Raw genomic sequence first — 17,708 nt, 5'->3', positions numbered from 1 at the left:
TTGGTGATTGGTGATTGGTGATTGGTGATTGGTGATTGGTGATTGGTGATTGGTGATTGGTGATTGGTGATTGGTGATTGGTGATTGGTGATTGGGTAGTAATTTATAATTACGAATTATCAATTATCAATTATCAATTATCAATTACCTTGGGTCTTGGGGGATATTCAATTTTTGTCCAAACCTGTCATACAGTAAAATATCCCATTGCCCATTATTGCTATACTCAAACGCAATTCTACTACCATCAGCACTAATTGTAGGATTGCGGACTTCTGCTTGCAGATTAGCAGTTAAATTTCTGGATTGTCGAGTTTCTCGATCATAAAGAAAAATAAAGGAGCGCCCCTGACGACTCCCAGCAAAAACCACAAAACGACCATCTTGAGTCACAGAAGGATGATCAGCAATAGTATCAAAAGAATTTAAACCTAGTAAATCTACTAGATTTCGTGTAACAGTATCAAACATATAAATATCCTGGCTACCGCGACGATTAGTAGTAAAAACAATATATCTGCCCGAAATTTGCGGATTTAACTCCGAAGCTGAACTGTTTAAACCGCGACCACCGAGATCAAAGGGATAACTTAATATACGCGGATAACCGAAACACCCAGTTAACAAAGTTGAACTTAATAATAAAAATAAAAGTAATTTGTCATTAGTCATTAGTTATTAGTCATTAGTTATTAGTTATTAGTTATTTTTCCCAGTCACCAGTCACCAGTCACCAGTCACCAGTCACCAGTCACCAGTCACCTATCACCAGTCACCGTTGCACCATTAGGAATATCTAATTCTACAGTGGGTCCTCGGTCTAAAACTTCAATATCCCATTGTCCACGACTGGCAGATTCAAACACTATATAACGTCCATCAGGACTGATATGAGGATTTCTGATCCAGCCGCGATAGGTAGGAGTAATGATTTGTGATTGTTTCATAGCGCGATCATAAAGTGCTATCACTGGTCTACCTTGGTCACTCGTGAGGTAACAAATATAACGACCTGTGTAGCTGAGACTGGGACTTTCAGCAACAGTTTCTCGTCGGTTTAAACTGGGAGTGGGAATAAAACTTTGGGTTTCCAAGTCGTACATCAACAATTGCTGATTACCATTACGATTAGAGACAAAGGCCAAAAAGCGTCCGTTGCCACTCAAAGCCGGTTGTTCCTCAGTATAACGACTGTTTAGAGAATAAACCCCAACCGGAATCTCACCAGCACCACAAGACACAAGCAACCCACTGAGGCTAAAAATTAGGCTCCAACGAATACGCTTTTGGAGCCACAATACAGATGTAAATTTTTTCACATCAACCGCTTTCCGTCGCCCTTGAAATTACCATCAGCTAAATGTTTTAAACATCATCAAAGTCATTGGTATTACCTGAATCCTCATTGGGAGTTTCCAGAGGTTTATATGGTACATAATCAGTAGGTATAGCCTCATCTTCATTCCTTTCTCTGCGAGAAGGTGAATCAGCAGATGGACGACGTTTTCTAGGTCTAGGTGTAACATCATCCTCACGGCTTTCTGGGCGTTGAGGTCTGTTATTACTGCGACGTGACGGTTTTCTTACTTCCTCTTGGGGACTTTCCCAGTCATCAACTTCCTTAGAAACAGAACCCCAATTTTCTTGTTCAAAACTATCACTCTTGAGACTTACGGAACGTCCAGAACTCGGACGACGTTTCCTTTCGGCTGTTTCTGGTTTTTCCCTGCTACTGCGGCGTTCTGTTCGTCGTGGGGGTTGTTCCTCATAATAATTATCACGGCTGGAACGATCATCTCGGCTACCACGAATCCTGGGACGTGGGGGACGTTCTTCTTCTTCCTCTTCGTAATAAGGTAGCGGTTCTAAATCGGCATCCATTTCCGCTTGATAATTACGGCGATCAGAGTAAGAATATTTTCTGCTGACTTCTCGCTCATCATCCACAATGGGAGTATTGCGTTTCGCTTGTTGAGTAGCAATACTTCGCAGACGAATACTTTCAACAGCAAAAAATACAGTAGAACCAACTAACAGCAACTGACCAAACTGCAAAATCGGGTCAAGTCGCCATCCTTGGAAGATGAGAATAAAACCACACAGTAAGCCAACCGCCGCAAAAAAGATATCTTGATCTCGTGACAGTTCCGGGCGCACGGTGCGAAGAAAATATAGTGCTGCCCCAGCCACAGCCAGGAAAATTCCTAGAACACTGGCTGAGTTAGCCCCAAAATTTACCTGAGCCAAAACACTGGCTGAGTTCAGCCCAAAATTTATCATTGCTCTTTTCCCAATATCACATCTATGTTAGCGAGTCATCTAATTTTGCATTTTAGATTTTGGATTTTGGATTTACCACACGGACTAATCCGGGGACTTGTAGCATCAATTATTGCTAACAATTAAAATTACTATTTTAACTATTGACAATATATTTAAGCTTCAAAGCATCTAGCAAATAAGCTCTGAAGCTGTTTACATACAATTTTTGGTGATAGGTGACTGGTGATAGGTGACTGGTGATTGGGGAAAAGGTGATAGTTGATAGTTGATAGTTGATTGGGAAATATCAAATTGATTACCCAGTCCCCAGTCCCCAGTCTCCAGCGATGCACTGAGCTTGTCGAAGTGTCCCCAGTCTCCAGTCACCATTCCCCATTCCCCAGTCCCCAATTGCTTAATTGCGTTGGATTTTATCTTTCTGGCTGATGAAAATTAAACCAACAGTAGCGGGGATGACCACAATAGCAGTACCCCAAAGGAGACTCCAAAGAAAATTTGCTAAAGAGGGTGTCATAGTTCTCAACCTTTTTTTTTACATAATTCATTTTAATTTTAATGGTGTATCAGTTCCTTGAGAAGCCAAGAAAACTTTTCAGCTATTATTTTCTGAGGCCAGAAAATGCCGGCATTTAGTTAAGATGGGAGTGAGAAGGCTTTACAAAGCTTAAAATTTTCTAGATTACACTACCACTTGTTGATTTTTGGAAAGACGGTAACTTAAAGCTATGACAGGTGTTAACTTAACTACTTGGATTCTTGGACCCTTGTTGGGTGTGATGATTTTTTTGTTTATTTTCCGCATTATTCTCACTTGGTATCCTCAAGCAAATCTTAACCGTTTACCTTTTAATCTCATTGCTTGGCCAACTGAACCATTTTTAATGCTGTTAAGAAAGGTAGTACCTCCTATTGGTGGGGTTGATATCACTCCGATTATTTGGGTGGGTATTTTCAGCTTAGTTAGGGAAATTTTATTGGGTCAGCAAGGATTACTAACCATGATGGCGCGTGTTAGTTAGGAGGCAGGAGGCAGGAGGTAGGAGGCAGGAGGCAGGAGAAATGAAAATTGTAACTTTTGCATTTTCCTATTCCCTATTCCCTATTCCCTATTCCCTATTCCCTGTTCCCTGTTCCCTGTTCCCTAATCACTGTAATTTCATATCCTGGATAAAGCTGGTATAAACTTGACCTTGTAAAAATTGCGGGTTTTCCATGATTTTTTGATGAAAGGGGATAGTTGTAGGTAGTCCGGTGATGGCACACTCTCTTAATGCCCGTTTCATACGGTTGACTGCTGTAGCGCGGTCGGGTCCCCAAACTATTAACTTACCGATGAGAGAGTCGTAATAAGGGGGAATTTGGTAATCTGTGTATACATGGGAATCAATTCTTACCCCTGGTCCTCCTGGTGGGAGATAACCGCTAATTTTACCGGGTGCTGGACGAAAATCATGATCTGGATCTTCGGCGTTGATACGGCATTCTATGGCATGACCCCTTAAAATTACCTGGTCTTGGGTTAATTTGAGTCTTTCACCTTGGGCAATGCGAATTTGTTCTACTAGCAGGTCTACACCCGTTACCATTTCTGTGACTGGATGCTCAACTTGGATACGGGTGTTCATTTCCATAAAGTAGAAATGACCAGATTTATCGAGGAGAAATTCTATAGTTCCTGCACCAGTGTAGTTGATAAACTGGGCGGCTCTGACGGCTGCTTGTCCCATTTTTTCCCGCAGTTCTTGGTCAAGGGCGGGACTGGGGGCTTCTTCTAACAACTTTTGGTTACGGCGTTGAATTGAACAGTCTCTTTCACCTAAATGAATTACATTACCGTAGTTATCCGCTAATATTTGAAATTCTATATGGCGCGGACGCTCGATAAATTTTTCTATATAAACGCCAGCATTACCAAAAGCTGCTCCTGCTTCTCCTTGGGCTGCATGGAAAAGTTTGACAAATTCATCTTGGGAACGGACAAGCCGCATTCCCCGACCTCCACCGCCAGCGGTGGCTTTAATCATGACAGGGTAGCCGATTTCTTTGGCGATCGCTAATCCTTCGGCTTCTGTCTCTACTAACCCATCACTTCCGGGTACTGTGGGAACTCCGGCTTTTTGCATGGTTTCTTTAGCAGTAGACTTATCCCCCATTAAGCGAATTGCTTCGGGAGTGGGTCCAATAAAGGCAATTTGATGATCTGCACAAATTTCCGCAAATCTGGCATTTTCCGCCAAAAACCCATAACCAGGATGAATCGCAGTAGCACCGCGTGTTAACGCAGCCGCAATAATATTGGGAATATTCAGATAACTTTTACCGCTTGCTGGTTCGCCAATACAAACCGCTTCATCAGCTAGTTGTACGTGCAAAGCATTTCGGTCAACAGTAGAGTGAATAGCAACTGTAGAAATTCCCATTTCTTCACAAGCGCGGAGAATGCGAAGAGCTATTTCTCCCCGATTAGCAATTAAAATTTTGTCAAACTTCATTTTCTAGCTGTGATATTAGTACCAGTAGATTGACATTTTCTCCCATCTCATTCAAATAAAGCTGTCGCATTACTGTAAATTCTCATAAATTTATCAGGTGACTGGTGATTGGTGATTGGTGATTGGTGATTGGTGATAGGTGATTGGTGACTGGGAATATGAATCACCTAATCCCGCATTTCTCACAAACAATGCGATCACAATCTATATAATCCTTATAGGGAAACGGTTTCTGGCATTTTTCACCGGGTTGATTTTTGACGCAGTGTAAAAACCCAGAATCCATATTTTATAAGGGTTTGAGGATTTTGCTGAGAAATCCGGGCTAATTACCCATTACCAATTACCCATTCCCTGATTAAAACATTTGGAAAAAATTTTGGAAAATATCTTTCATTATTGATTTTTTATGCTATAGTGGTTTTCTAGGCAACCGTGCGGATGTGGCGGAATTGGTATACGCGCACGCTTGAGGTGCGTGTGGCTTTGCCTTGCGAGTTCGAGTCTCGCCATCCGCATTAATATTTTTCAAAGTTGAATAAATTGATGACAAGAGTTGAAGCGTAATTTGAGATTTATTTGAGTCTCCCACAGAGGAGGAACAACGAAGCGATCGCAAAAACTACAGGATTATGTGATTACTTGCGCTCGTAATGACAATTTCAGGGGTCTATAACGCCTGAAACCCTTGCAGATACCACTTGTGTGTACACCGTAGGACTTTAGGCAGGGTAGTGTCAATGTCCCTGATTATCGCCTACCGAAACCTTGACCCCTGCTGCCTGGTGACCAAATAATTAATTCACCGTTCTTACCTCCAGCTGCTAATTTAGATTCATGAGGATGCCAAGAAAGGCAGGAAAATCCGTTGTTAGCACCATAAAGAACTTGTAGCAATCGTTTACTTTGATTCCACAAACAAACGCTACCATCTTCAGAAGCAGAAGCTAATAAATGGGTATTGGGTTGAAATTGAATTGATAGGATATTACCTTCATGTCTGGGTAATACTCTACTATCCCAGTTATCAGCATTTTTTTCCCAGATTACTATCCCTTCTACACTGGAAGCAGCTAATAAAGGTGCGCCTGATTTTGTCGGTGTATCTGACCATGCTAAATTGCGAACTTTACCAGGAAAACCACGCATTACCCAAGGATTTGGGTCATTCCACTCCAAAACCGTGATCGAGCGATCCATATTCCCAGAAGCAATATATTTACCATCTGTTGACCACAGTATCACCAAACTGGTTGAATCTACTGGTATAACAGAAGGGTCATCATCCCAATTTGCGGACATCCAAAATTTCACACTCTGATAACCCGCAATGGCTAAACTTTCACCATTGGGATGCCAAGTAATATCTTGGACAGAGGAGGTATCAAAATTCAGGGTGGTTTCTATGTTACCTGTGTCTGCGTTCCATACCTGGACATAGCGACCACAGCTAAAAGCTAGTTGATTTTTGGTGGGACTCCAGTCCATGCGGTCTACCCAGGTACGGTTATTTTCTAGAACTGTGATTAGTTCTGCTTCCTCTGATTGTAAACGCCAAATTTTTACTTGTCCATTTTGTCCACCTGCGGCTAAAAATTGTCCATCTGTGGAAAAAACCAGGCTATTTATAGATTCTCCGTCAGAGGTTTGTAAATATTTGACTAAATATTTGACTAAATATTTAACTAATTGCTGTTCTGGACTATGGTATAAAACTACTTCTCCTGCTGCTGAACTCGCTGCCAGAATTTTACCTTGGGATGACCAGGCGATCGCTGTTACATAATCTGACAACATCCCCTCCCAAATCTGCTCAAACTCACCCTGTATCTTTGTTTTTAAGGACATAATTAATACTTAGTTATATTTATACTATTTTTTGTAATGTTTAATAATTTACTTGTGATTTATTTTTACAGCCTAGCAGCAATAAGAATCATTCTCATAATAACGCAAATAGTCTCATAACACAAGATTTTCTTATATTGAGTTTTAAAGCGTTAAAAAGATTACTATTTTTATGAATGTTATTTAGGAATCAACATGGAAAGGGTTATTTCGGCACTTGGTATTTTAGTATTTATTGGTATATCCTATGCAATTTCTGTTAACCGTCATGCTGTGCGTTGGCGAACAATTGCTTGGGGTTTGGGTTTAGAATTTATTTTAGCATTGGTAATTCTTAAAACTTCTTGGGGTTTAAAAGTCTTTAAATCTTTGGGGGATATTATCGGTAATTTCTTAGCTTTTTCTGATGTCGGTGCTAAATTTGTCTTTGGTGAAAATTTCAAAGATCATTTTTTTGCTTTTCAAGTTTTACCAACGATCATCTTTTTCTCTTCATTCATTGGTGTTTTATATCACTATGGTATTTTACAGAGGGTAGTCAGTACCTTGGCCTGGGTAATGATGAAAACCATGAAAACATCGGGTTCTGAATCTTTATCCTGCGCTGGTAATATCTTTTTAGGTCCGACAGAAGCGGCGTTAATGGTTAAGCCTTATGTAGCAAACATGACTCAATCAGAACTATTTGCGGTGATGACTGGTGGTTTTGCGACTATCGCTGGTGGCGTATTAGGTGCTTATCTTTCTTTCGGTATTCCCGCAGAACATTTAGTAGCTGCTTTTTTTATGACTGCTCCTACTTCTTTAATGGTATCAAAGTTAATCTATCCAGAAACAGAAGTATCGGAAACTGCTGGTAAAGTCAATGTGGAAACAAAGAGTAATTCTGTCAATGTCATTGACGCAGCAACCACTGGGGCGCTTGATGGTGTTAAGTTAGCGGTGAATGTGGGTGTAATGATTATTGCCTTTTTGGGTTTACTGGCTGCTGTAAATGCCTTGTTAGGATGGTTGGGAACGCTTGTAGGTTTACCGCAATTATCCTTAGAATGGATGTTATCTTTTATTATGTTTCCCGTTGCTTGGTTGATGGGTATACCTTGGGCTGATTGTGGTAAAATCGGGGCTTTATTGGGAAAAAAGACGATTTTAAATGAATTTTTGGCATATTTAGATTTAAGTGAACTGATTAAGCAAGAGCAAATTTCCCAACGTTCTATAATTATTGCTACTTATGCTTTATGTAATTTTGCTAATATTGGCACAATTGGGATTACTATTGGTAGTATGACTGGTATGGCTCCTAAGCGTCAACATGATTTAGCGCGGATGGGTGTTAAATCTATGATTGGGGGATTACTTTCAGGTTTTATTACTGCTGGTATTGCAGGGATGTTGATTTAATTGTCAGCATTTAGCAGTTAGCAAACAGGTGGAAAACTGGAAGCGGAATGAATTTACATCTTTTATCTTTTGGAAGTAAATCCTCCCTAACCGTGTGTAACTCAACTCAGATAAAATGCACTAGATTAATTTTGAAATCCTTTTTTATTCCCATAATAAACAGTTTTAAATTCCACTTTATGAGAACCAGGATGATAAATAGTATAAGTTGCTTGACCAGGAATACGTCCCACATTTCCCACACCAATCACTTGACGGGGTGAAACTGTTACCGTTTGCGGAGAAATTTTACTGTCAAGAGTGGTAATTTCACTCATAACAGAACCCCCTTGTAACTGATATTGAAAAGTTAAACCAGAACGACCACAAAACAAATTATTTGCTTGCATTCTTGAGAGTCTATCTAACATTTGAACCGGGGGAGTTTCTGGAGTCAGTTCATCACTCACACCAAGAGATGAACCATGAATTAATAAACAATCTAATTCAAAAAAACCAAAATCCAAACTTCTCAACCATTGTACAGTTGAACGAGAAACACAGTCCCATAACATCTTGACTGCATCACCCCCATATTTTGCTAATAACTCAGGACTATCCCCAGAGGGTCCTAAACCATGTAAATTTAAACATTGTTCTTCCCACCAACCTTTACAAATCATTGGTTCTAACTCACCACGACGGGGAGATTTTACCCTTTCTACCAGTTGTTCAGATTCTTTAGTTGGTCCAACTAAATCACCCAAAATATATAAAGCATCTACATAACGTTGACGCTTAATATCAGCCATCACAGCTTCATAAGCTGCTAAATTACCTTCAATTCCACTCAAAATAACCCACATAGTTTGATTTTAGATTTTAGATTTTAGATTAGGAGTCAGGAGTCAGGAGTCAGGAGTCAGGAGTCAGGAGTCAGGAGTTAGGAGTTAGGATAAAGAATTAATTTATCACTCCCAATCACCAATCACCAATCACCAATCACCAATCACCTTGTACAAACATGAGTAGGATCATCTGCTCTTTCAGCAAATTCTAAACCATTTGCTAAACGCCAAGCAAATATTTTTGGTAATCCTTTTTCAATAATTGCTGCACAGGTTTTTTGATAATCATAAGCAACTTCTCTTAATGTCACTGCTTGAGTTTTTTGATCATAAATGACATAAGTTGCATTCGGTCTACCATGTCGCGGTTCTCCTACTGAACCAACATTAATAATTCTCTTTATAGGAGATGTAAAACTAATTTTTTGTGATTTTTTATGACTATCTATATCAACCCGTACCTGTAAATTACCCGCATCTAAAGTTCTTACATAGGGGACATGAGTATGTCCACAAAACAGCACATCTGCACCTGTAGAAATAACCCTTTCTAAAGCGACAAAAGCATCAAGTTCTGGTAATAAATATTCATGATTACTATGAGGACTACCATGAACAAAAGCTAAATTTCCCCATTGCATACTGTAAGGTAAATTGGCTAAAAATTCGCGGTTTTCTGGGGTAATTTCTTTATTCGTCCATTCATGAGCTTGGATTCCTCTTTTTTCTGCTAATAATGAAGGATAACTACAATCACAAGCATTCAAACCTTCGACTATATCTTCATCCCAACAACCAATACAGGTCGGAATATCTAAAGAGCGAATTTTGTTAACAACTTCATTGGGATAGGGTCCATATCCCACTAAATCACCTACACAAAATATTTTTTCTGCTTTTTGTTGGTCGATATCTAATAATACAGCATTTAAGGCTTCATTATTACCATGAATACATGACATGACTGCTATTTTCATACTGCTTGACCTTCTAATAAAATTTGTTTGACTTGTTGTTGATATTGGGAAATTAAATAATCAGATAAACAGCAATCTGATAATGTTGATTTTAATGCTGGTTCATCTAAATTTGTACCTGATATTTCTAAGCCACTAAAACGCTGTGGTCTACCTTCTAAATATCTGGGTAAATCTAATTCTAAAAACTCTGTTTGGGGAACACCAGCGACAAAATCACAATATATATAACGTCCATCATTGACATCAAAAATACCTTTAGCGCGGACAACTTCACCATAAGCACCATGAGTTATTTCATACCAAAAATCTTCTAAACTATTTTCATCAATAACTTGACCGGTTGTACACACGCGCCAAATATTTTCTATGTGGATTATTTCCACAGGTGCGCCATAGAAAATTTCTTCAGTCCATGTATGATATTCTGAGTTTTGATCATTGGGTGGTAAAATAGCGACTGCACGATAATTGAGATTATCTAATATTTGGGATATTGTTGATAATTCTAGATAAGAACCTAATTCTATATAAATATGATTCGCTTCTGGGATGTGATGAATAAATTCAATTTCTTGATTATCCCCAAAAACTTTAATTCCTGGAAATTCAGATGCTATACAACTATGATCAATTAATACGTTTCCTGTTCCTGGACTGAAATAAATTAATTTCTCAAATTTTTCAGAAGGTTTGATTTCTCTGATTTGTTGACGAATCCAGGTAGTTTTTCCAGTTCCAGATAATCCAGCTACAACGGTAATGCTTGGTATATTCATGAGCAATTAGAATTAGAATTAGAATTATAATTAGAATGATAATTAAAATTATGTTTGAGGAAACAGAATTTCTACAGCATTAAAGAAACAACTTCTTGCACCAGTATGACAGGCAATATCGCCAATTTGCTCAATTTTGATGAGAATTGTATCACCATCACAGTCATAAAAAAGCTCTTTTACCTTTTGAATATGTCCAGATGTTGCCCCTTTATGCCATAATTCAGAACGGGAACGACTCCAATAATGAGCTTCACCTGTGGCTAAGGTTTTTTGAATTGATTCGGCGTTCATCCAAGCCATCATTAATATAGTACCATCACGGTAATCTTGAGCGATCGCAGGAATTAAACCTTGGGAGTTAAATTTTAAGTTTCTAATCATTTCAGATGGGAGAATCATATCTAATAAATCATGAATAAATTAATTACTTAATTACAGCAGGAGTCAGGAGTCAGGAGTCAGGAATGAATATAAAAGAACTTGTTTTATATTCTCTATTTTCTTCACTGTCACCTGTCACCTGTCACCTGTCACCTGTCACCTGTCACCTGTCACCTGTCACCTAACTTTAGTGAAAATTAGCATTGTGTCGAATTAAATTCATAAACTCTTCACGGGTGCGTGCATCTTCTGAAAATACACCACGCATTGCACTGGTGACAGTCCAAGAACCGGGTTTTTGCACACCACGCATTACCATACACATATGAGTTGCTTCTATCACTACTGCAACTCCTTTGGGTTTGAGTAAACCTTGCAGTGCGTCAGCTATTTGTAAAGTCAGACGTTCTTGAACTTGCAAACGTCTTGCATACATTTCACAAATACGGGCAATTTTTGATAAACCAATGACTTTACCATTAGGAATGTAAGCAACATGAGCGCGGCCAATGACTGGTAAAATGTGATGTTCGCAAGAACTGAAAATGTCAATATCTCGCACTAATACCATTTCATCCGCATTTTCTGTAAACACTGCTCCGTTTAACAGTTCATCTAAGGATTCATGATATCCTTTGGTAAGAAATTGTAAGGCTTTGACGACTCTTTTAGGAGTATCTTTCAACCCTTCCCGGTCAGGATTTTCTCCTAGTCCAATCAGCAATGTTCTGACAGCTTGCATCATTTCTGCTTCTGTAACTTGGGGTTGTTGCTGAGTGGATAAAGATGACACAACTTGATCAGCAGAATTGAGAACGGGACTAATTGATAAAGTCATTGTTTGCTTTGGATTTGATAAATTATTTGTTGGTTAATAGAGTGATAAGATCCCCGACTTCTTTTATTGTCGTGTTAATAAATTGTGAATTGATCGCAGAAGTGGGGGATCTGGGTATCATCCTTAGAAATCACTATTAACTGTTTTGGGCAATTTTTTAACACTTATTTATCATAGCAGACAATTGTTAAGTTTTGTATAAATTTCAGTTTTATCCAATTTTCTGCCAATGAAAACTACCTGATTTTTAGGCGCTGTTTTCCAGTCATCAGCATTTAAACTGTAACGAGGTCCACTGAGTTGAAAAATATGGCGCAACTCACTATCACTAAACCATAAAATGCCCTTAGCTCTAAATACATCCTGTGGCATTTTTTCAACTAGGAAGTTCTCAAATTTATTGACATCAAATGGTTTATCTGCTTGAAAGGAGATTGACACAAAACCATCATTTTCTAAATGGTGGGAGTGATGATGATGTTCATGGTGTTCATGGTCATGGTGGTGATGTTCATGATGATGGTCATGATCATGGTGGTGATGTTCGTGAGTATCTTCTACATCATCGGTAATATACTCATCTTTTGGTGTTAAGCCTACACCTAAAATTAATGGTAGAGGAACTTTACCAAATTGAGTATGTAAAATTCTCGCACCTTGCTTGACATCATGGATAAAATCTTCTATTTCTCGCAGTTTATGCAAGTCCACCAAGTCTGTTTTATTCAGCAGAACAATATCACCATAGGTAATTTGTTGTAATGCTGCTTCACTTTCAAAATGTCGTTGATCAAATGTCTCTGCATCTACGACGGTAATAATTGAATCTAGATTAGTTAAATCTCTGAGTTCTGTTCCTAAAAAAGTTAAAATTATGGGTAAAGGATCTGCTACTCCAGTAGTTTCAATTACCAAATAATCAATGCGTTCTTCTCGTTCTAAAACTCTATACACTGCATCAACTAAACCATCATTAATGGTGCAGCATATACAACCATTGCTGAGTTCTACCATATCTTGGTCTACAGAAACTAGCAATTGGCTATCAATATTAATATCACCAAATTCATTGACGAGAACTGCCACTTTTAAATCTTGTTTATTCTGGAGAATTTGATTTAAAAGAGTAGTTTTCCCACTACCTAAAAATCCTGTAATGATAGTGACAGGCATTCCTGTTTTGGGAATAGCTGGAATTGTATTTACAGTTGATTCTGTTACAGTATTCATATTTAAACCTTGTGAATTGAAAATGTTGATGTTTGAAATTAATCAAAAAAATTAACCGCCTGTCAAATTTAAGCTGTTTTGTAAATACTTGACAAGTTCAGCTAAATTCAAAACCCCTAAATCTCCCGATTTTCTACTTCTGACACTCAAAGTTTTGTTTTCTACTTCCTTCTTACCAACTACAGCAACAACAGGAATTTTTTCTAGTTCTGCTGTGCGAATCTGTTTACCTAAACGCTCCCCACTTCTATCTAATTCTACTCTAAATCCGCTTTTTTGTAAATCATTTGCTACGGATGTTGCATATTCTCGACAATCATCACTTACAGGTAAAAGCCGCAGTTGTACAGGTGCTAACCATAGGGGAAAATCACCTGCGTAATTCTCGATTAAAATGCCAAAAAAGCGTTCTAAAGAACCAAAAATAGCCCGATGAATCATGATAGGTTGTTGACGACTACCATCGGATGCTATATATTCCATCTCGAATCTTTGGGGTAAATTAAAATCTACCTGAATTGTGGAACATTGCCATAAACGACCGATCGCATCTTTAATTTTAATGTCTATCTTTGGTCCATAAAAAGCTCCGCCTCCTTCGTCTATACTATAATTCCAACCTTTAGCATTTAAAGCTTGTTCTAGTGCTGTGGTTGCTAATTCCCAAACGTCATCATTACCTACTGATTTATCTGGACGGGTGGAAAGATTAACTTCATATTGTTTAAAGCCAAAGTCTGATAAAATCTTCTCAGTGAGATTTAAAACTCCTAAAATTTCCTCGGCAATTTGTTCGGGTAAACAAAAAATATGAGCATCATCTTGAGTAAAGCCTCTCACTCGCATTAAACCATGTAATGCTCCAGAGCGTTCATAGCGGTATACTGTTCCTAATTCTGCCCATCTTAATGGTAATTCTCGATAGGAATGGAGTTGATGTTTGTAAGTTAGAACATGAAAAGGGCAATTCATGGGCTTAATTTGATAAGCCTGATTTTCCACATCCATCGAGTCAAACATATTCTCTTGATAGAAGTCAAAATGACCCGATGTTTTCCATAAATCGAGATTCGCTACATGAGGAGTATATAATAGTTGATAACCAGATTCTAGATGAGATTTGCGCCAATAATCTTCAATGATGTAGCGAATAATTGCACCTTTGGGATGCCAAAATACTAAGCCCCCTCCAGCTTCTTCTTGAATACTAAATAGATTAAGTTCTTGACCTAATTTTCGATGATCTCGACGCAGTGCTTCTTCTCTTTGTTGTAGGTAAGTTTCTAGTTCAACTTTTGTTGTCCAAGCTGTACCATAAATTCTTTGTAGTTGCTGTTTGGTTTCATCCCCTTGCCAATAAGCACCAGCAACATTTAATAATTTAAAGGCATTAGCATCAATTTCTCCGGTAAAGTTAATGTGGGGTCCTGCACACAAGTCCCACCAACAATTATTAGTAGGTTTAATATCTGTGACAAACAATGAAGGTTCTGAGTTGGCAATTTCAGGAGTACCAATAAAGTAACGTGTGATAATTTCTGATGCGGGAATACGTTCTAAGATTTCTAATTTGTAGGGTTCATTTAATTCGGTAATTTCGGCGCGAATTTCTGCTCTTTCTACTTCTTCGCGGATAATAGGTAAATTAGCTTTTATTATCCGTCTCATCTCCACTTCAATTTTTGCCAAGTCATCGCTAGTGATGCTGACTGGACAGTCAAAATCGTAGTAAAATCCTGTTTCTGTGACAGGTCCAATTGCTACCTTAGTTCCTGGAAATAGCTTTTGTACCGCCATTGCCATGATATGGGCGCTTGTATGGCGAATGCGTGTAAGTTTGTCGCTATCTTGCTCGTTTAAGCTGTCTTGGGACTGGGTTAATGAACTGACCATAGCAAAAAAATGAGAATCGTTATCAGTTTAGCGCAAAAAGGTCTGAATGTTACTAAGTTTGAAGTTTATTTTTTTGGAACAATACAGCAAGGAGGCAGGAGGCAGGAGGCAGAATTTTGGATGATATTGAATTTATTCCAATCTAAAATCCAAAATCTAAAATCCAAAATTGTATTAGCTGGCTTTAATTTCTGTAATACTAGGTGAAAAAGCTACACTAGGTTTAACTATTGCCGGAACGATTTTTTCACAGGCCATTCTTGCACCGGATAGGTTTCTAGCTGTGGGTCCTACTTGTAATGCTGCTAAACCACCCATGATAAATAATTCACAACCAGGCCAACGCAGATAAGTATCTAACACAGGTAAACCGTTGACTATTTGGATGGGATAGGTGGCTAAAATGTCCTGTAGTAAGGGTTCGGTGGTGACATCAAATTTAGTACCTGTGGCTAACCAGATATAATCAAAGTTGTAAATATTACCGTTATCACATTCTACTTGCCAGTTATTACTTAACCATTCTGCTTTGACTATTTGACAGTTTTCATCAATGATAATATTACCACGATGCTTTTCTTTACGAAGTTGGGTCGCTATTGCCGGAGTCATTGAACCACCGTTTCTAGCTTGTTGAATGAGTGTCCAGCGTTGTTGCCAATTTTGCTCAAAAAATCCTTTGAGATATTTGGGTCCTAACCAACCTGGTGCAGCGTCAAATAGTTTTTCTGATAATTGTCTTCGCAGCATTAAATGGACTTTTGCACCACGAGAAATAGCCCCTACAGCTAAATGTCCACTTGTCAAACCACCACCGACAATTAAAACTCTTTGACCTGCTAAACTATGATATTTCCGTAAATCTACAGTGTGAGAATGGCTGAGTCTATCTTGAGGATACTCTGTTTTAATTTGATTGACCCAATCAGGGATGTTAATTTTACCGCTACCGGTTGCTAACACTACCCTCCGTGCAGTTACGGTTTTTCCGTCTGACAGCCCTAATTGAAATTGAGGACGCAAATGATCTGAAAGGGGTTTAATGCTGGTTACAGCTAAAGGAATTACCTGATCCTGTAACTGTCGTTCGGCGATGATATCCTGGCAAAAATCCGCAAATAGTTGAGTGCCGGGTAAGTCGTAGGGGGGAAAGAGTTCCAGAGAACGAGATTCAGCAAATTTCCTTAAAGCAAAGGGGTTAGGGTGGGGATGATGCACTGCTGGCGATCGCAAATGGGGAATTTCCAAAGCTGCAAATTGCTGTTTCCAGCGACTCAACCATGAACCACTAGGATCAAATACAGCGAATTTACCTTTTATAGATTGGCGTTTTTGCAAGAGATGGGCAACTAAAGTCAGTGCATGAGGTCCAGCACCGATAATTGCTAAGTCTATTTTTTCAGTAACTTTAGTCATAATCCATATTTGGTAAATGGTAAATGGTAATTGAGAAAAATAAAATTGATTACCCAGTCCCCAGTCCCCAATTACATCAACATCAAAGCCACTTCTTTGGCGAAGTAAGTTAAAATTAAATCTGCACCAGCCCGTTTCATACTGGTTAAGGTTTCTAAAATTACCTTTTTCTCATCTATCCAACCATTAGCGGCTGCGGCTTTGATCATTGCGTACTCGCCGCTAACGTTGTATGCTGCTACTGGTAAGTTAGTATTGATTTTGACTTGATGGATAATATCTAGATAAGCTAGGGCAGGTTTTACCATGACGATATCTGCACCTTCCGCAATATCTAACTCCACTTCTTTTAAAGCTTCTTTAGCGTTAGCAGCATCCATTTGATAGGTTTTTTTATCGCCAAATTTCGGCGCGGAATCTAAAGCATCTCGGAATGGTCCATAATAGGCTGATGCGTATTTTGCCGAGTATGCCAAAATACCGACATTGATATAACCTTCTGCATCTAAAGCTTGACGAATTGCCCCGACTCTACCATCCATCATGTCAGAAGGAGCGACAAAATCAGCGCCGGCTTGAGCTTGGGAAAGTGCCATTTTTGCCAACACTTCTACGGTGGGGTCATTCAAAATAACACCGTTTTCATCTACTAAACCATCATGACCGTGTGTGGTGAAGGGATCAAGGGCGACATCGGTAATAACGATGATGTCGGGAACGGCTTTTTTGATAGCTTTGACGGTTGTTTGTACTAGACCTTCTGGGTTGTAGCTTTCTGTTCCTGTGTCGTCTTTTTGGTGTTCTGGGATAACTGGAAAAAGAGCGATCGCACCAATTCCCAATTGTGACACTTCGGCAATTTCTTTTAACAGCAGATCCAAAGAATAACGATAACATCCCGGCATGGAAGGAATTTCTACTTTTTGTCCTTCCCCAGTCATCACAAACATGGGATAGATCAAGTCATCTACTGTGAGTGTGGTTTCTCTGACCATGTTCCGTAGGGTTTCGGTCCGTCGCAAACGACGTGGACGCTGAACCAAATTTAATGACTGATCAGTATTTGAATTTGCAGACAGCATACAACCTTAAAATTACTGCTTTTCTAAAATGATAATCATTATTATATAGCTTGCGGGGTGGTATGTGGGATATGGCAAAGCCGGAAAGAATAGTTTAGTTATCAGTTGTAAATTGACTATTAATATCTCTTGAGTGATGCAGTATCCGAACTATCTGCTATATAAAACCTAGACAAAACTAGACTTTACTTTCTACTTCAACGGGAGCATGGGAGCAGTTATCCCTCAGTAGACTTTCACGCCTTAGCCAGACGC

Annotated in this window: 18 protein-coding genes and 1 tRNA gene; 3 read left to right on the top strand and 16 right to left on the bottom strand. The window is 38.9% G+C overall.

Features of this window, described 5'->3' with window-relative positions; all coding sequences use genetic code 11:
• Nucleotides 1–144: 144 nt before the first annotated feature.
• From H6F47_RS22545 to H6F47_RS22525, 5 genes are all read right to left on the bottom strand, one after another.
• Nucleotides 145–672, bottom strand: a complete 528-nt coding sequence (locus tag H6F47_RS22545) for a TolB family protein (protein ID WP_137669201.1) — start codon at nucleotides 670–672, stop codon at nucleotides 145–147.
• Nucleotides 673–758: 86 nt separating this feature from the next.
• A complete protein-coding gene (locus H6F47_RS22540) occupies nucleotides 759–1,319 on the bottom strand; it encodes a TolB family protein (RefSeq protein ID WP_096568222.1) in 561 nt (186 codons plus the stop codon).
• A 46-nt stretch (nucleotides 1,320–1,365) separates the two neighbouring features.
• A complete protein-coding gene (locus tag H6F47_RS22535) occupies nucleotides 1,366–2,280 on the bottom strand; it encodes a Ycf66 family protein (RefSeq protein ID WP_137669202.1) in 915 nt (304 codons plus the stop codon).
• Nucleotides 2,281–2,475: 195 nt separating this feature from the next.
• Entirely contained in the window at nucleotides 2,476–2,652 is a 177-nt protein-coding gene (locus tag H6F47_RS22530) for a hypothetical protein (RefSeq protein WP_190651128.1), read from the bottom strand.
• Nucleotides 2,653–2,677: 25 nt separating this feature from the next.
• Nucleotides 2,678–2,797: a photosystem II reaction center X protein gene (locus H6F47_RS22525; RefSeq protein WP_096568218.1), complete on the bottom strand. Its 120-nt coding sequence runs from the start codon at nucleotides 2,795–2,797 to the stop codon at nucleotides 2,678–2,680.
• 211 nt (nucleotides 2,798–3,008) lie between these two features.
• Here H6F47_RS22525 and H6F47_RS22520 point away from each other — a divergent pair, with 211 nt between their 5' ends.
• Nucleotides 3,009–3,302, top strand: coding sequence for a YggT family protein (locus H6F47_RS22520; RefSeq protein ID WP_096568216.1), 294 nt, complete (start codon nucleotides 3,009–3,011; stop codon nucleotides 3,300–3,302).
• A gap of 126 nt (nucleotides 3,303–3,428) precedes the next feature.
• Here H6F47_RS22520 and accC read toward each other — a convergent pair whose 3' ends face one another.
• Nucleotides 3,429–4,775 (bottom strand): acetyl-CoA carboxylase biotin carboxylase subunit, encoded by a 1,347-nt coding sequence (gene accC / locus H6F47_RS22515; RefSeq protein WP_096568214.1) that lies wholly within the window; start codon nucleotides 4,773–4,775, stop codon nucleotides 3,429–3,431.
• Nucleotides 4,776–5,212: 437 nt separating this feature from the next.
• On the opposite strand from accC, the gene H6F47_RS22510 reads away from it, so the two are divergent.
• A tRNA-Leu gene (locus tag H6F47_RS22510) sits at nucleotides 5,213–5,293 on the top strand.
• A gap of 232 nt (nucleotides 5,294–5,525) precedes the next feature.
• On the opposite strand, the gene H6F47_RS22505 is transcribed toward H6F47_RS22510, so the two are convergent.
• Nucleotides 5,526–6,623 carry a hypothetical protein gene (locus H6F47_RS22505; protein ID WP_190651125.1) on the bottom strand — a complete coding sequence of 366 codons (1,098 nt, stop codon included), beginning with the start codon at nucleotides 6,621–6,623 and terminating at the stop codon, nucleotides 5,526–5,528.
• Nucleotides 6,624–6,818: 195 nt separating this feature from the next.
• On the opposite strand from H6F47_RS22505, the gene H6F47_RS22500 reads away from it, so the two are divergent.
• The gene (locus H6F47_RS22500) at nucleotides 6,819–8,027 is read left to right on the top strand and encodes a NupC/NupG family nucleoside CNT transporter (RefSeq protein ID WP_096568210.1); all 1,209 of its coding nucleotides are present in this window, start codon (nucleotides 6,819–6,821) and stop codon (nucleotides 8,025–8,027) included.
• A gap of 125 nt (nucleotides 8,028–8,152) precedes the next feature.
• Here the strand turns inward: H6F47_RS22500 and H6F47_RS22495 are convergent, their stop codons facing one another.
• The 9 genes from H6F47_RS22495 to hemB all read right to left on the bottom strand — a co-directional run bounded on the left by H6F47_RS22495 (nucleotide 8,153) and on the right by hemB (nucleotide 17,453).
• Nucleotides 8,153–8,872 (bottom strand): metallophosphatase, encoded by a 720-nt coding sequence (locus H6F47_RS22495; RefSeq protein ID WP_096568208.1) that lies wholly within the window; start codon nucleotides 8,870–8,872, stop codon nucleotides 8,153–8,155.
• A gap of 143 nt (nucleotides 8,873–9,015) precedes the next feature.
• Complete coding sequence (locus H6F47_RS22490) at nucleotides 9,016–9,831, bottom strand: metallophosphoesterase family protein (protein ID WP_190348326.1); 816 nt, start codon at nucleotides 9,829–9,831, stop codon at nucleotides 9,016–9,018.
• Nucleotides 9,828–10,610: a GTP-binding protein gene (locus tag H6F47_RS22485; protein ID WP_096568205.1), complete on the bottom strand. Its 783-nt coding sequence runs from the start codon at nucleotides 10,608–10,610 to the stop codon at nucleotides 9,828–9,830. Before H6F47_RS22485 ends, H6F47_RS22490 begins: the two co-directional genes overlap by 4 nt.
• 48 nt (nucleotides 10,611–10,658) lie before the next feature.
• Nucleotides 10,659–11,012 (bottom strand): phosphoribosyl-AMP cyclohydrolase, encoded by a 354-nt coding sequence (hisI, locus tag H6F47_RS22480; RefSeq protein ID WP_096568203.1) that lies wholly within the window; start codon nucleotides 11,010–11,012, stop codon nucleotides 10,659–10,661.
• Nucleotides 11,013–11,181: 169 nt separating this feature from the next.
• Nucleotides 11,182–11,832, bottom strand: a complete 651-nt coding sequence (gene folE, locus H6F47_RS22475) for a GTP cyclohydrolase I FolE (protein WP_190348327.1) — start codon at nucleotides 11,830–11,832, stop codon at nucleotides 11,182–11,184.
• A 171-nt stretch (nucleotides 11,833–12,003) separates the two neighbouring features.
• Complete coding sequence (locus tag H6F47_RS22470) at nucleotides 12,004–13,062, bottom strand: GTP-binding protein (RefSeq protein ID WP_096568199.1); 1,059 nt, start codon at nucleotides 13,060–13,062, stop codon at nucleotides 12,004–12,006.
• Nucleotides 13,063–13,113: 51 nt separating this feature from the next.
• Nucleotides 13,114–14,955, bottom strand: coding sequence for a threonine--tRNA ligase (thrS, locus tag H6F47_RS22465; RefSeq protein WP_137667353.1), 1,842 nt, complete (start codon nucleotides 14,953–14,955; stop codon nucleotides 13,114–13,116).
• Nucleotides 14,956–15,129: 174 nt separating this feature from the next.
• A complete protein-coding gene (locus H6F47_RS22460; protein WP_190651122.1) occupies nucleotides 15,130–16,371 on the bottom strand; it encodes an FAD/NAD(P)-binding protein in 1,242 nt (413 codons plus the stop codon).
• 71 nt (nucleotides 16,372–16,442) lie between these two features.
• Nucleotides 16,443–17,453, bottom strand: coding sequence for a porphobilinogen synthase (gene hemB / locus H6F47_RS22455; protein WP_190348331.1), 1,011 nt, complete (start codon nucleotides 17,451–17,453; stop codon nucleotides 16,443–16,445).
• Nucleotides 17,454–17,708: the final 255 nt, after the last annotated feature.

This window comes from Sphaerospermopsis sp. FACHB-1094 (assembly GCF_014696195.1).
Taxonomy (GTDB): Bacteria; Cyanobacteriota; Cyanobacteriia; order Cyanobacteriales; family Nostocaceae; genus Sphaerospermopsis; species Sphaerospermopsis kisseleviana.
Note: the sequence above shows the minus strand (reverse complement) of the source record. Positions and strands in the feature narration are given on the sequence as shown.

Excerpts from the sequence above, each read along its gene's own strand:
- H6F47_RS22545 (WP_137669201.1), bottom strand. The coding sequence starts at position 672 with ATGACTAATGACAAATTACTTTTATTTTTATTATTAAGTTCAACTTTG.
- H6F47_RS22535 (WP_137669202.1), bottom strand. The coding sequence starts at position 2,280 with ATGATAAATTTTGGGCTGAACTCAGCCAGTGTTTTGGCTCAGGTAAAT.
- H6F47_RS22530 (WP_190651128.1), bottom strand. The coding sequence starts at position 2,652 with ATGGTGACTGGAGACTGGGGACACTTCGACAAGCTCAGTGCATCGCTG.
- H6F47_RS22525 (WP_096568218.1), bottom strand. The coding sequence starts at position 2,797 with ATGACACCCTCTTTAGCAAATTTTCTTTGGAGTCTCCTTTGGGGTACT.
- H6F47_RS22520 (WP_096568216.1), top strand. The coding sequence starts at position 3,009 with ATGACAGGTGTTAACTTAACTACTTGGATTCTTGGACCCTTGTTGGGT.
- accC (WP_096568214.1), bottom strand. The coding sequence starts at position 4,775 with ATGAAGTTTGACAAAATTTTAATTGCTAATCGGGGAGAAATAGCTCTT.
- H6F47_RS22505 (WP_190651125.1), bottom strand. The coding sequence starts at position 6,623 with ATGTCCTTAAAAACAAAGATACAGGGTGAGTTTGAGCAGATTTGGGAG.
- H6F47_RS22500 (WP_096568210.1), top strand. The coding sequence starts at position 6,819 with ATGGAAAGGGTTATTTCGGCACTTGGTATTTTAGTATTTATTGGTATA.
- H6F47_RS22495 (WP_096568208.1), bottom strand. The coding sequence starts at position 8,872 with ATGTGGGTTATTTTGAGTGGAATTGAAGGTAATTTAGCAGCTTATGAA.
- H6F47_RS22490 (WP_190348326.1), bottom strand. The coding sequence starts at position 9,831 with ATGAAAATAGCAGTCATGTCATGTATTCATGGTAATAATGAAGCCTTA.
- H6F47_RS22485 (WP_096568205.1), bottom strand. The coding sequence starts at position 10,610 with ATGAATATACCAAGCATTACCGTTGTAGCTGGATTATCTGGAACTGGA.
- hisI (WP_096568203.1), bottom strand. The coding sequence starts at position 11,012 with ATGATTCTCCCATCTGAAATGATTAGAAACTTAAAATTTAACTCCCAA.
- folE (WP_190348327.1), bottom strand. The coding sequence starts at position 11,832 with ATGACTTTATCAATTAGTCCCGTTCTCAATTCTGCTGATCAAGTTGTG.
- H6F47_RS22470 (WP_096568199.1), bottom strand. The coding sequence starts at position 13,062 with ATGAATACTGTAACAGAATCAACTGTAAATACAATTCCAGCTATTCCC.
- thrS (WP_137667353.1), bottom strand. The coding sequence starts at position 14,955 with ATGGTCAGTTCATTAACCCAGTCCCAAGACAGCTTAAACGAGCAAGAT.
- H6F47_RS22460 (WP_190651122.1), bottom strand. The coding sequence starts at position 16,371 with ATGACTAAAGTTACTGAAAAAATAGACTTAGCAATTATCGGTGCTGGA.
- hemB (WP_190348331.1), bottom strand. The coding sequence starts at position 17,453 with ATGCTGTCTGCAAATTCAAATACTGATCAGTCATTAAATTTGGTTCAG.